The 13,651-nt window shown below is 52.3% G+C and carries 9 protein-coding genes; 3 read left to right on the top strand and 6 right to left on the bottom strand.

The genetic code is table 11. From position 1 onward, the window contains the following. Positions 1 to 35: 35 nt before the first annotated feature. Complete coding sequence (locus Q8902_02045; GenBank protein MDP4198333.1) at positions 36 to 1,748, top strand: T9SS type A sorting domain-containing protein; 1,713 nt, start codon at positions 36 to 38, stop codon at positions 1,746 to 1,748. A 145-nt stretch (positions 1,749 to 1,893) separates the two neighbouring features. On the opposite strand, the gene Q8902_02040 is transcribed toward Q8902_02045, so the two are convergent. The 4 genes from Q8902_02040 to Q8902_02025 all read right to left on the bottom strand — a co-directional run bounded on the left by Q8902_02040 (position 1,894) and on the right by Q8902_02025 (position 8,247). Further along, on the bottom strand, positions 1,894 to 3,000 hold the full coding sequence (locus tag Q8902_02040; protein MDP4198332.1) for a TlpA disulfide reductase family protein: 1,107 nt from the start codon (positions 2,998 to 3,000) through the stop codon (positions 1,894 to 1,896). A gap of 405 nt (positions 3,001 to 3,405) precedes the next feature. Continuing rightward, on the bottom strand, positions 3,406 to 3,870 hold the full coding sequence (locus Q8902_02035; GenBank protein MDP4198331.1) for a hypothetical protein: 465 nt from the start codon (positions 3,868 to 3,870) through the stop codon (positions 3,406 to 3,408). Positions 3,871 to 4,045: 175 nt separating this feature from the next. Next, positions 4,046 to 5,485: a TlpA disulfide reductase family protein gene (locus Q8902_02030; protein ID MDP4198330.1), complete on the bottom strand. Its 1,440-nt coding sequence runs from the start codon at positions 5,483 to 5,485 to the stop codon at positions 4,046 to 4,048. Positions 5,486 to 6,735: 1,250 nt separating this feature from the next. Next, positions 6,736 to 8,247 carry an NADH:flavin oxidoreductase gene (locus tag Q8902_02025; GenBank protein MDP4198329.1) on the bottom strand — a complete coding sequence of 504 codons (1,512 nt, stop codon included), beginning with the start codon at positions 8,245 to 8,247 and terminating at the stop codon, positions 6,736 to 6,738. A 120-nt stretch (positions 8,248 to 8,367) separates the two neighbouring features. Here Q8902_02025 and pyrF point away from each other — a divergent pair, with 120 nt between their 5' ends. Beyond that, positions 8,368 to 9,183 (top strand): orotidine-5'-phosphate decarboxylase, encoded by an 816-nt coding sequence (gene pyrF / locus Q8902_02020; GenBank protein MDP4198328.1) that lies wholly within the window; start codon positions 8,368 to 8,370, stop codon positions 9,181 to 9,183. Between the two features lie 15 nt (positions 9,184 to 9,198). Here the strand turns inward: pyrF and Q8902_02015 are convergent, their stop codons facing one another. Beyond that, complete coding sequence (locus Q8902_02015) at positions 9,199 to 10,632, bottom strand: T9SS type A sorting domain-containing protein (GenBank protein MDP4198327.1); 1,434 nt, start codon at positions 10,630 to 10,632, stop codon at positions 9,199 to 9,201. A gap of 233 nt (positions 10,633 to 10,865) precedes the next feature. Here Q8902_02015 and xseA point away from each other — a divergent pair, with 233 nt between their 5' ends. Further along, positions 10,866 to 12,128: an exodeoxyribonuclease VII large subunit gene (xseA, locus tag Q8902_02010; protein ID MDP4198326.1), complete on the top strand. Its 1,263-nt coding sequence runs from the start codon at positions 10,866 to 10,868 to the stop codon at positions 12,126 to 12,128. Positions 12,129 to 12,137: 9 nt separating this feature from the next. On the opposite strand, the gene Q8902_02005 is transcribed toward xseA, so the two are convergent. Next, a complete protein-coding gene (locus Q8902_02005; protein ID MDP4198325.1) occupies positions 12,138 to 13,628 on the bottom strand; it encodes a hypothetical protein in 1,491 nt (496 codons plus the stop codon). Positions 13,629 to 13,651: the final 23 nt, after the last annotated feature.

Below are 13,651 nucleotides of genomic sequence, written 5' to 3'. Positions count from 1 at the left end.
TGGGATAGTCCAGTGATGTGTTTAAGGTAATAACCATGAGACTGACCTTACGTCTTCTCGTCCTATGCGTGACGATGCTTCTTGTCCCGCGTCCCTCACACGCCCAAACAGCTCCAAGGCTCGAGTGGCAGGACTCGTATGGCGGCTCCGACTTCGAAAACTACGAAGGATATAATCCTCTTTATGACCACATGCTCGTTCGTACTCGAGATGGATACACATTTGTAGCACGGACGTTCTCGAACGATGGTGATGTTAGCGGGAATCATCAAGTGGATATTGGGACCCAGTTCGATGACATCTGGCTGGTCAAGACCGATCTCTCGGGCAAACTTGAGTGGCAGAAGTGTTTTGGAGGTAATAGCTCTGATGCCCCGACATGTTTGATTCACACATCGGATGGAGGCTTTGCTTTCTGCGGCTGGACCGCTTCGCATGATGGCGATGTGACCGATCCTTATCCTGAAACAATCATTCTTAATCCTACCACTGGAACGATAGCCCCTAAAAACGAAGGCTGGGTCGTCAAGACGGATTCGATGGGAGTGAAGGAGTGGGCGCACAATATTGGATCGCATACAGGCCTAGAGGCTTTTAGCTCAGTGATCGAAGTACCAGATGGCTTCCTTGCTGTCGGCACAACGGTAGATGCTAGAGACGAAGGATGGTCGGGACATAGAATGACTGACGCATTAATTGTGAAGCTAAACTCGAAGGGTGGTCAACAGTGGCATAGGATCATCGGAGGCAACTATGGAGACGAAGCAAACTCTGTGATCTCCGTACCGGGCGGTGGATATATCTTTGCAGGTTGGACCGAATCGACCGATGGTGACCTAACAGGCCAGACTATGCATGGGCTTGAAGATACATGGGTGGTCCGGCTCGATACAGACGGCAGTATCCTCTGGCAAAAATGCTATGGCGGTTCTTCCACGGACAGGGCAAATTGTATTCTGAATATCCCTGGCGGTTTCCTCGTCGCCGGCTGGACAAGCTCAAAAGACGGCGATGTTGTCGGGCAGCACGGCCATGAGGATGGCTGGATTATTACGATCGATACCAATGGCACGCTGCTGAAACAGCTCTGTCTGGGTGGCTCCAATTCCGATGTTATTCATTCCGTGATTCGGACCGAAGATGGCAATTTCGTGTTCGCGGGAAGTTCCAATTCGCACGATGGCGATGTCTCCGGTTTGCATCGCGGTACCATTGATTCTGCGGACGGTTGGGTTGGCGAATTGTCGTCCAACCTGACACTCCTCTGGCAGAAATGCTTAGGTGGCAGCGGCAGGGATGGCTTCGGTAGCATCGTCGAAACTGCGGACCATGGTCTTTTGCTGAACGGCTCGACAGAAACGGCAAATAATGGCGATGTCAGTGGTAATCATCCCGGCAAAGGGACGTCAGGCACGCCGAATCGCGTGTCCGATGTTTGGAATGTGAAATTGCGGAACCCCGCAGCGAGAGTTGAAAGCGAAATTGCTCTTGCTGCCAGGCATGACCTGTATCCGAATCCAGCGCAGACCGAAGTGTATTTGGATATAGAAGGCACTACTTTTCTCCGCAAGATTCAGTTTTACTCATCGCTGGGAGTGGAAGTGTTTCCGGAGTACCACGTTCAGGGCACTAGAGCCGTCATTACTGTAAAGGATCTTCCCGCCGGCGTGTACGAGGCCAGAGTCACATCCGCCAACGCTCTCGCCGGCACCAGCAATGTGCGGACGATTAAGTTAGTGAAGGAGTAGGGGCCTCATCATCGGCACCGGAAATGCTCCGGCGGACAATCGCCCCTCACGAGAGAGATTTCTAACGGCGTGGGCGATGGATACTCCTTCGCCCTGACGTCCTATTTTGGTGCGGAGTGTGATATTGGTGTCAATCGCCGGTCCATCAAATTCTTTCGGCATCAAGAATTGCCTTTTCAAGCTCAGTGTTCTCGTAGTTTGTTCCAGAGAAGGAGTTAAGAATTTTCCCTTTGTCATCTATCACGAGTCGAAAGGGAACACCAATAATTCCAAGCTTTTGGGCAACATCGCTCTCCCAAAGTCCCTCAGCATAGAGTTGTATGCCTGCAAGTTGATGCTCCAAAAGAAATTTCTTCCACTTCCCATAACGGTGATCTTCTAAGGCCACATTCAAGCAAACGAGGTTTGAGTCGTTGGCATGCTTTTGTTCGAAGTCGCGGACTCTCTCCAACTCGTTGATGCAAGGTCCACACCATGTACCCCAAAAATGGATGAGAACAGCTTTGCCTCGAAAATCAGACAGCGAACGGATATTATAGCTCGAATCTGGAAGCATGAAGTTGTAGGCATCCGCGCCTGGGGAACGCTCTTCGAGTAAACCAATATTGCGCTCAAGTGCTTGCCGGGCAATGGGATTTGCCCCATACTTATACATCGTATCCACCATAGCCCAAAGGTATGGAAGGATATCTTTCGGGCGCTCGTTCGGGGCCATTACGGCCACATAAAGAAATGCAAAATCTCGGGCCAGTCCGTGTAATCGAGATGCAATCTGAAGTCGCCAGGCCACATCGTTTTTGGGAACGGCTGATTCGGTGTTGTTACGTTTCGCTCTCGAGAGTCGAGCCTCAACAACGGAGCCGACAATTTCTGCAATGTCCAATGGATTAAGTTGATCCTTTTGAAAATCAAGATTCACAGTGTCAAGCCATTGTGAGTTATAAGAGGAACAATCCAATAGCCCATGTTTCTCGAACCTTTTGGCAAGCACCGCCATGGCATATAGCTCAAAAGTGTTGCACCATCTTTTGAGATCGCGAACGAAGTTAACGTGTTCCGGGTACATCCGACTAATCCGGTCGTAATCAGACAGAATTCCGGCGCTGGTTGTTGCTACAGAATCACGGAAACTCGCAACGCCATCGCAAGTTATCTTTTCCGGTACGGTCCGAATGAACAACTTACCACCATAGTATGTGTAGTATCTGTTTTCCTCTGTGTAGGCGCCAATTCTATCAAATATGACCTTCATGTTCCATCCACCCGGTGACACCACGATACTGTCTCCATTCGCGAAGCACCCATACATGATGGCGTTACCGGCGACTTCAATTCTATAGTACCAATAGGGATTTGGTTCGAACGAGAACTTGAACGAACCGCCCGAATCCGCGGTCACAGAAAGTTGCTTACTCTGCCCGATCGACATAATACCGGGTATGTAGGGGTTTGCATACAAGGAAGCGACTGTCCCTGCCTCTTTCTTGGTCAGAATCTCTATCGTAGCGTGCAGCATTGTCCCGCGTGCGGGCAGCGCGATCGGAATTGAAAACATCAGGCTCAGGAAAAAGAAAGTTCTTCGCAGCATTGTTCTTGTTCGTTGATGCATAACAATCAAACCCCTCCGCTGAGATCACTCGGCGGAGGGGTCATGAGATTAATAGAAGTTACCGAGATGACCCGCACCGCCAACCAAGGTGTTGTTCGATGTAGGACACGGGCAAAGAATGCACCCTGAACCGCAGTCTCCAAACTCACAACTGCATGTCACGTCCTGACTCCCGTCCAAGTATATGTAGCCAGAGGATTGCGCTACGGGTACCTTTGCGACTACAGAGGCCAAACCGCTATTGCTGCCTTCTGCTACCAAATAGTGGATTCCGCCGACTACCACAATACTAACACTAGTGAACGTAGCATTGTATACCGTTGTGTCCGAACCACTATTGAGTTCATCCGTAAAGGCAGCTTCGAGCGTACTGTTGTTATATGTAAGCACCCAGTTGCCGAATACGTCAACATTACCGATCGATGTCTGTGCAAAGCTCTTGCTCGCAGGGATCGCCAACGCCAGCAGGAGTGCTGCCAGCGCCAATAATCGTAATGGAATTCGTGTTTTCATGTCACTGTTGGTTTTGAAGTCAAGAAATCCCGGCCGGTTGCGAGCCGGGGTTTTGAAGCAGAAGAAGCCGGAGCCGCAACCGCTCCGGCTTCTTTTTTGTGGCTCGCGCCGGCAAAGCCGGAGATTATTTGTTCCCTCAATCGTTCACAAAACATGCTTGAGTTGACTTATGCAACTATTCTCGTTCAGCTCTTTCAATCTCCCTTTCAAAATCCTTCTTAAAACCGGTTGACATATGTGATGCCGTAATTTGACCATCTCGGTTTATGACCACATAGGCTGGAAACCCACTAAAACCAAAACCCTGAGCTGTTTCATTTTCAACGACTCCCTCTCCGTAGAGTTCAATACCACCACTTAGCTTTTGAGTCGATAGAAATTCTTTCCATTTTGTAAAGGAGTGATTCTCCAGTGAAATACCAACACATGCGAGTGAGGTGTCTCCAATATGCCTTCGCTCGAATTCCTGAAAGTAAGGAAGGTCCTTTAGGCAAGGTGGGCACCAAGTTGCCCAGAAGTGCAATAGGATTACTTTTCCACGAAAATCAGACAGAGTCCAGAGCTTATAGTTAGAATCGGGTAGCATGAACGCGTAAGCAGGGCTCATGGGCATCCGCTTGAGGACCAAGAACTCTCGCGCCTGAAGTGATTTATAAACCTCCGGGCTCTCGTGGTAGAGGCGAAGCGTGTCTATCATCATCTTGATATAGGGCAACTGATTTTCCGGAGGTGCATTCGACTCGGCCTCAGTGACATAGAGGTATGCAAGACTCCGGGCAAAATGAACGAACTTGGTGGCGATGTCGAAGCGTGAATCTAGCCCATAGTTTTTCGAGGCAGATGGGTGCAATTCGTTCAAGCGCGCATATTGAGCGTCAATCAGGAGTGAGACGACGAGGTACGGATCCGCAGGATCAAGCTTAGTATCCAGAAGGTTGAGCGAGGCCGTATCAAGCCATCCACAGGCGTAATTCGGGCATTTGGCAATGGTGCTTTGATTCAGACTAGCAAAGAGTGTCGCTAAAGCATATTGACTGAATAACCACGACCATCGCTCAATGTCCTTTACGAAGTAGGCGTGTTCGGGAAATTTCATCCGAATCTGGACTGCCTCGGCACGAAAGCGATTAGCCTTAATCTGAATAGAATCCATATATCCTGAGATACCCACGCAGGAGGTATCCTTGAGTATTTCCGGGATGCTCCACTTCTCGTGATAGTAGTATTGAATCTGCTTTGTGAACGCCCCGATCTTATCGTATCTAACTTGTAGTCCTCGAACTTTTGGATTTGTTTCGGCAATAATGCTGTCACCAAGCGCAAAGCAGCCATAGGCGAGTTCTGCAAATCCCACATCTAGGCGATACCAAGCATTCGGATCGGGAATAAACCGAAATCGTACAATTCCTTGGTTATCAACTTGCACCGAATCAATGGGTTCGCGCGGAAGATTGAGAAACTGGTTCTTGAGTAGGTATACCCAAATACCTGGCGTTGCCTTAGTGTGAATTTCCAGCGACGTAGAGCGGAATGGAATTGAATTCCGACTTTGGGGATGGCTTTGAGACCTATTCCCAAATAGGGCAAGAAGTGTAACCAGAAGGTACTTCGTCATGGGTTCCTCAACAAAAGTGATAAAACCTCACCACCGCTCGAACTTGACACGGTGGTGAGCCATCAATGATTTCTAAGTATTAATAGAAAGTGCCGAGGTGATTTGCCCCGTTATAAAGCAATGTGGCAGATGAAGGACAAGGGCAACGAACGGTTGTGCAATCCGCAGGACACCCTCCCGCAGAACAATCACATGTCGTTGAGGAGTTGTCGCTAATTCGGAGATTTCCCGATAGATCTTCAGTAAGCTCCACTCTACTGACGATGGAGAAGTAGGAGGCGCTACTTCCCTGAGCAACAAGGCAATAATTGCCACTAATAATTAGAATGCTAATGCTCGTGAAGGTTGCGCTGTGCAACGAATCGTTTGCATTTTGATTGAGCTCGTTTGTGAATGCAGCTTCTATTACGCTGTCCGATACGCTGAGTACGCCGTTACCATATTGGTCAACGTAACCTACAGACGTCTGCTGCGCGAGGCTCTTGCTCGTGGGGATCGTCAACGCTAGCAGCAACGCTACCAGCGCCAATAATCGTAATGGAATTCGTGTTTTCATGTCACTGTTGGTTTTGAAGTCAAGAAATCCCGGCCGGTTGCGAGCCGGGGTTTTGAAGCAGACTGATGGCCGGAGCCGCAACCGCTCCGGCTTCTTTTTTGTGGCTCGCGCCGGCAAAGCCGTTGGCGGCCCCCAATGGGGCCACTTAGCGCTGACACGCCACAAAGTTATCGAGAGGATGACGGATTTGCCGTTACCAAAATCGCGATTTTATCCCAACGTTTTTCGTTCACACAGACACAATATTCGCTGTTATATTCGTATCCGCTTCAAAAACGCAGATTGAGAGGGTCGATTTGTCCCATTTTTTCCAAAACTTCGAGTCTAAAACATTTTTGCGAAATGTAAGCGAATCACTTGCATTCGCATTTTCGGTGACGTATATTGCTGGTGAGGTCACAGGCACCTATTTGCTCATTGACAAGAGAATCGCGTTCCGATAGCCCGATGGCTTCACATCATGCGATCCTTCATTGCGCTTCGTGGGGTCTTGCTCCCGTGGTCGCAACTTTCGCTCCGCGGGTATTCAGGATGACGTGTTCGGAAGGAAGGCTAATGGGATGAAGGATGATGGGGAGAAGGCGTTCATTAAATGACAACTCAAAAGAGAGAATTAAAGTATTACTTTAACTTCGAGCACCTATTTCAGGTGGCAAAATCGCGAGCGCGACCCGGAAACGGCAGTCCGCTACGGCTATGCCATGGTTGAAGCGGCCGGGGAATTGGCAAGAAAGCTCGGACGCGCGATCGGTTTTGCGTTTGCTACGGGCAGCGCAACTTCCATCGGCAGCTCGGCGGTGACGATGTTGGAGGGAGCGCTCTTGTTGCCGGCCAGATCGTAGGCGCGGACGTAGTACTGATACCGAATACCGGACGTGGCGAGGTGGTCGGTCCACATGGAAGTGGTGATGGAATAGATGTGCGCGAAGCTTCTTCCGCCATCATCCGAACGCCAGATTTCGTAGCCCATGATGGCTTCGTTGTCGGTCGCTTGCTTCCAGCTCAGGCGGATGTTGCCGGAGCGGACGAGGACCGCGAGCGGTTCGGGAATGGTCCATTCGGGAGCGATCGTGTCATCCGAGTGTGGCGCCTGGATGTCATCTTTGGGCCAGAGTCCGCAGACGACTTTGTGAAAATTTTCGTCGAGTGCTTTGCAGATATTCCAGTAGATGCACTTGACAATCTTATCGCTATCGCCCAGGCGGGCTTTGCGCGGGAGATCGGGATCGGCGAGCAGCGCGCGGGCCATGCCGATGAGATCGGCGCGGTCCGACTGCAGAATTTCTTCTGCGAATTCCGGCGACGGGATTTTGCCGGTGGCGATGACCGGCGTTTCGAAGCCATGACGGCGCAGCATGCGTCTGGCCGCTTCGGCCATGTGCAGGTTGTAGCCATCAGGATATTCCATCGGCGGCATACAGCGATCGCCGGAATATCCAGTGTAGGGATAAAGCACTTCGCCATCCTTGTGGACGGCATCTTCGAACTTGCCACCGGCCGAAAGCGAGATGTAATCGACGCCGGCCGTTGCAAATTTGAGCGCGATGACTTGCGACTCTTCGGTGGTGTATCCACCTTTGATGCACTCTTCGCCTAAAAATCGGACGCCAATGGTAAAATCACTGCCGACCATTTCGCGGACTTTTTGCACGACTTGCAATGGCAGCCGAACGCGATTATCGAGCGACTTTCCGCCGTAGAGATCGGGCCGTTTGTTCTTCTTCGAAAGAAAGCTCGAGAGCGTGTAGGCATGGGCCATATGGAGTTCGACACCATCGAAGCCGGACTCGCGAGCGCGCAGTGCGGCCTGGCCGTATTGCTCGATGATAAGCTGGATGTCCGCAATCGAAAGGTCTTCGATCTTCTGGCGCCAGCCGGATCGAGCGATCTTGAGAAAGTGAATGATCTGCGGGACCGCTTTGGAATCGCTGGTATCATGGATCTTCCGGGCAAGCTCGGTGAGGCCCGGTTTGAACTCATCGCCGCAGATGCGGAGCAGCGGACCGGACTTCGCCGAATGCACGGCCATGGCTTCGAGCACGATGAGTCCGACCTCACCTTTGGCGAAGCGGACGTACCGATCGGTGATGTCCTGGTTGACGAAACCATCCTCACCCGAAAGCCGCGTGACCATGGCCGGCAAAACAAGCCGGTTGGCAAGCGTCATCGAGTTGATACGGTATGGTGTGAAGAGTTTGGCGAACATGAAAACTGGATTACGCAGATTAAAATGGATTTCGCGGATTAACGTTCAATTTTTTATTCGGGACTTGCATAGAATATCACTTGTCTGCCGTCTTGGGTCATTTATCATTATATTTGTTCCATGACATTCCTCGAAAAACTCCGCGCCGCACAGGACCGAAGCCAATCTCTGCTCTGTGTTGGTCTCGATACCGACTGGCGCAAGCTTCCCGAATCGCTGAGCGGTGAAGCGAATCCTGTGCTTGCCTTCAACAAAGCGCTGATCGAAGCCACGAGCGATATCGCCTGCTGCTACAAGTTGCAGATGGCCTACTACGAAGCCTACGGCGAGCGTGGCATTGCGGCGGTGCGCGAAACGTTGGCAGCGATTCCAGCACACATCCTCACCATCGCGGACGTGAAACGCGGCGACATCGGCGCAACGACCGACCTTTATGCGTATGCCTATCAGGAGTTGTTTGCGTTCGATGCCGTGACGGTAAGTCCTTACATGGGTTATGATGCGGCCGAGCCATTTCTGCGTCGGGAAGATAAAGGCGCGTTCTTTTTGGGACTCACCTCGAACGCCAGCGCGCGCGATTTCGAATACCTCGAACTTACGAACGGCAAGCGGCTATATGAAGAGATTACTGACAAAGTCCGCGAGTGGAACACACCGAAGCAAAACGCCGGTCTGGTCGTCGGCGCGACCAAGCCATCCGAGCTGCGAGCCCTACGCGAGCGCGCCCCGGAGTTGCCGTTTCTCATTCCCGGCGTAGGCGCGCAGGGCGGGACGATCAAAGAGGTGATGGAAGCCAATGGCAATGGGCTCGCGCTGATCAACATCAGTCGCGGCATTGCAGGCGCATCGAAAGGCGCAGATTTCGCTGAAGCCGCTCGCAAGGCCGCGATGAAGTTTGTGGACGAGATGCGATCGAGCATGGAAGTAAGCGCCTGAATCGTCCGACCCCCTCTATCTTTGGATCATCAATGCGCCTGACTGCACTTCACCGTTCGCCTCTAACCGGTATACGTAGCTTCCATTTGGTAGCGCATGAAGATCCATCATCCGAGCGTGCTCGCCAGCATCTTCGTGGGACTCATCTCGATAGACTGTGCTGCCCACAATCGAAAGTAGCTCCAACTTCACTTCCGCCGCAGCCTTCAATGTGTAGCTGATCGTTGCGAAATCGTTGGCAGGATTTGGGACGAGCAGGATGTTACTCGGTGGCGTAACAAATGCTGTCTGTTCAACTCCGGCATCACATTTCGTGACAATAACGGTTGCGATCAGCGGGCGCCCGCCAATGAGTTTGGTCGTTCCATCAGCTAGGTCAATGTAGTACGCCCATACTGTATCGGTGAAGGTAGTATCTGCATCCAACGGAGCGCCGAGGCTCTCGGTGATAAAGAGATGTGAGCCCGGATTTAGATTCTCCGACATGTTAGAGGGATTGGCCACCAGACTGCCATTGTCGCGAGTAACAGTGAATCCTATAACGACCGGCGAACTGTGTGTGACCTTGCTAATCAGGCTCGACGCAGTGCCGGTTGCCGTGATCACGAACTCGAGATGCACACTGTCGTTCTCCGGGCCGGTTGGACAGTCGATAGTAACCGTCGTGTCGGCGGCGAAGGTCTGACTCGAAGCGACAACATTGCCCGTGAGAAGATTTGACCGAACGCCAGTCTCGTTACCACCCGCAAGTTGATAACTGCGAGCATGCCACAGTGTCCGGAGCGGACCAACCGAGTCACTTGGAGATGTATGAAATGTAAAGGCTACGACATCGATACCTTTGCCGGAAATGACAACGGGATTGATAGGAGTGGCCCAGTGGGAATCCATAGTCGGGACAAAATGCACCGGATCGTCAACCCACATCGAGTCAATAGCAATTGGCTGATTTGGTGAGCTGTTCACTACTTCGATAGCCAATCCTTTCGTGCCGTCCCAAATCGAATCGGTGCCCCGCAGTTGTGCGCTCCAATCATGTCCGGTTATTCGGAAATCCGGCGCTCCCCCGGTACCGGTCAGGATGACGTCATGAACGACGGTGCCATCATCCAGCCGGAGTGTGTCAAAAACGGTCGAGCCTTTGATCGATTTGAAGCAAATCCTTATGAGACTCGAGCTCCCGACTGGCAACGGCGATACCGGAAGAGCGCTATCGATCGTGAATCCTTGATCGCCAAGCACAAGCTTAATACTGCGGAAGGCGAAGGGTACATTACCGGTATTGACCGCTGTATCGTACATTACGATACACGTATTCGGATTTCCGACGCCGAAATCCTGTAGTGGCGGCCCGAGCCGGACTGTTTGAGCCGACGAAGCCGGGGTGGCAATAGATGCCAAGAGAGCGACAACGAGCGACAGCGCACCCGCAAAGAATATCTTGTTCATAATTTCAGCATTGAAGTCATTCCGAGTAGAACGAAGCCGGTTTTCAGGTCTGTGTTCCGCCTTAGCATGATAGCATCAACTTCGCCAATGTGAATTTGTTACCGATCGTTCGAGTGATCGCGATCCGAAAGATCACGATCCGAGAGTCAAGCCTGAATCGTCGACCTTCTGACCGAATATGAATCCTTCGGAATTGAATGGATTTCGTGGATTTGCGTTGAAGATAATAACGAATGAAGACCTTTCGAAAGTCAAATCTGCCAAACCTGCGTAGTATCGCTACGCTGGATGACCGCGCATCCTCCGAAGGCGCTTCGGATGTGCTCAGTGTTGGCGAGCTGACTAAGGGGATCCGTTCATTGCTCGAAACGGCGTTCGTGGATGTGATGGTCGAGGGAGAAATCTCGAACTTCCTGCATCACCGGTCCGGTCATCGATATTGGACGCTCAAAGATAGCGACGCACAAATTTCATCTGTGTTTTGGAAATCGCGTCAGCTTTCGTTTGAGCCGGAGGACGGCATGAAGGTGATCTGCCGCGGACGGCTGACGGTCTACCCTCCGCGCGGTCAATATCAATTGGATGTCTTCCAAATGCGCCCCAGCGGTATGGGCGATTTGCAGTTGGCCTACGAAGTTTTACGCCAGCGTTTGGAGGCTGAAGGGCTGTTCGATGAAAGCCGCAAGCGCCCGATCCCGCGATTTCCGAAAACAATCGGTATTGTGACCAGCGAGAATGGCGCGGCGCTTCACGATATTCTTACCGTACTCGAACGCCGGTATCCTTTAGTGCGCGTACTATTGCGTCCCACAGCAGTACAAGGCATCGGCGCCGAGTTGGAAATTGCCAGAGCAATCCAGGAATTCAACTTGGTTACGAATTACTCCCGACCCGATGTTCTCATCATCGGAAGAGGAGGCGGTTCGCTCGAAGATTTGTGGTGCTTCAACGAAGAGGCCGTCGTTCGAGCGATCTACGCTTCGAACATCCCGGTGATCTCTGCGGTCGGACATGAAGTGGACTACACAATCGCGGACTACGTCGCCGATCTTCGTGCGCCGACACCGACTGCCGCAGCCGAACTCGCCACGCCAGATCAGGCAGAGCTTCGCTCGATCGTGAACGCCAGTGATTATGCCGCGACGCTGACGATGCGCCGGCATCTTGCTGTGCTTCGGCGGGAGATCCGGGATGTGCTGGATACGCAGGATCTTATCTCATCGGCACTGCTCCGAAAGCGCGAGACCATTGAGCGAACAATGAGCAGGATTCAACGCAGTGTCGAGCATGGCCTTGAGCGCACGCGTCTGAAACTCGAGCGCGACGGCGCACGACTTACCGCAATGAATCCGGACAGAGTGTTGGAGCGCGGGTTCACCGCGCTCGAATCGACAGACGGCGAGATCATTTCGCGATTGGATTCCCTGCTGACGCGCGGCGAGAAGAATGGCATTCTAATTTTTGCCGATGGACGGATTACCGTGCGCTTTGATTAACGCACCCCTTTACCATCGGTAATTCAGCGTCAGTGCAATATCATCGCGCGAGACGGCATCATCCGGAATGAACGCGCTGATTGGTTGGCCGCTTGGCGTGGAATCGTTATAGATCGTATGACTTGTGTGATACGTCGAGTGGCGCCAGGAGCCTTCGAGCAGCACGGACTTACCAAGTAGAATTCCGAGTCCAGCCGAGATCTTCTTCGTATCGAACGTCGATGGGTCGCCTTGATAGGGGGATGGTTCATCGGCAAAACCCGCACGGACGCTCAGGCCAACGATCGGGATGATATACTCTGCTCCGATTTGCCATGCCACAACCGGGCGAAGTAGATTGACTGCTTCCTGATTTTTATCGGCGAAGGACGTATAAACTGGAGTTGGATTCTTGAATCGGATTGCCGACATATCGGCATAGGTCGCACTCGCAGAGGCCGTCAGGCCAGCCAGGTGCAAAGACGCTCCCGCGCCGAGTCGTGTCGGAAGCCAAATATCATACTCGAGCTGGTAGACCGGCAGCGCGTTGGAATTATCCGATGTATAAAATCGGCCATCGGAAAATTGTGATGTGCCGGACTGAACATCCTGCTCTGTCACGTGAATGATCTGGGGCGTCTCCACGGTCAAACCAAATCGGAATGCCTTCAACTTACTGACAAGCAGACCGAACTTGATGCTGGCTCCGGACTGATCCTCGTGAACGTTATCGGAGATAGTCGCTGTCGTGAGCGTGGTGGTGTCCGGACTTGCGCCGGCATGTGTCGCGGTGTAATCACGGTTCCAATCATAGGACCCAATAAGGATATTCACCGCCGCACCGACCGAAACGCCCTCCGCGATGTCCACACCCGCGCCGATACGAAGCGCATCCAGCGAGCCGGACTCGGTCACCGTGCCAGACTCTCGAAAGCCGCTGGTGAAGGGCGTCGTCAGTGTGACGGCACCTGTATCCGCGACAGGATTCGTGAGATGAAGTGCATATGCAAGATTGTGATCGGTCAGCCAGGATTGGTTACCGTATGAGCCGGATGTAAATGGGTCCTGGATAAATCCCCGAGTATTGAACAGTGTCGAGGTTGGATTGACGGCATCAAAGCGATAGGTGGTATTGAACTCACGCTGCCGGTCATAGGAAACACCAACGGCGAGATGGCCTTGCACAGTCGCGAATGGCGCGGCAAGTCCCAATGACCCGAGTGAGAACGCGTTGATGGACGCCGTCGAGGTTTGATCGAAGTATTGTGAGGATGAACTGTGGTTATTGTCAAACAGCGTCAGTCCAAATTCGCGGGTTCCGAGCGGCGCGATGGCCGCAGGATTGGCCTCGAGCGCGGAATAGCCTTCGGCGGCGGAGATGAGTCCGCCACCCATGGCGAGCGATCGAGCGCCGCTCGGTAACGGATCGGTCGCTAATCGAAGCGCATCGGCCAGACCTTGCGCCATGAGCGCCGTCGGCCAGAGAGCGAGTGCGAGGAGAAGTGCGAGAGAGCGCAACATGTTGGAGTTGTCAAGTGAGGTTG

The organism is Bacteroidota bacterium (genome assembly GCA_030706745.1).
GTDB lineage: Bacteria > Bacteroidota > Ignavibacteria > Palsa-1295 > Palsa-1295 > PALSA-1295.
The sequence above is the reverse complement of the archived record's forward strand: the minus strand, read 5'-3'. Positions and strand labels throughout refer to the sequence as shown.

Coding starts and splice junctions, on each gene's coding strand:
- Q8902_02045 (MDP4198333.1), top strand. CDS start 36: ATGAGACTGACCTTACGTCTTCTCGTCCTATGCGTGACGATGCTTCTT.
- Q8902_02040 (MDP4198332.1), bottom strand. CDS start 3,000: ATGAAGGTCATATTTGATAGAATTGGCGCCTACACAGAGGAAAACAGA.
- Q8902_02035 (MDP4198331.1), bottom strand. CDS start 3,870: ATGAAAACACGAATTCCATTACGATTATTGGCGCTGGCAGCACTCCTG.
- Q8902_02030 (MDP4198330.1), bottom strand. CDS start 5,485: ATGACGAAGTACCTTCTGGTTACACTTCTTGCCCTATTTGGGAATAGG.
- Q8902_02025 (MDP4198329.1), bottom strand. CDS start 8,247: ATGTTCGCCAAACTCTTCACACCATACCGTATCAACTCGATGACGCTT.
- pyrF (MDP4198328.1), top strand. CDS start 8,368: ATGACATTCCTCGAAAAACTCCGCGCCGCACAGGACCGAAGCCAATCT.
- Q8902_02015 (MDP4198327.1), bottom strand. CDS start 10,632: ATGAACAAGATATTCTTTGCGGGTGCGCTGTCGCTCGTTGTCGCTCTC.
- xseA (MDP4198326.1), top strand. CDS start 10,866: ATGAAGACCTTTCGAAAGTCAAATCTGCCAAACCTGCGTAGTATCGCT.
- Q8902_02005 (MDP4198325.1), bottom strand. CDS start 13,628: ATGTTGCGCTCTCTCGCACTTCTCCTCGCACTCGCTCTCTGGCCGACG.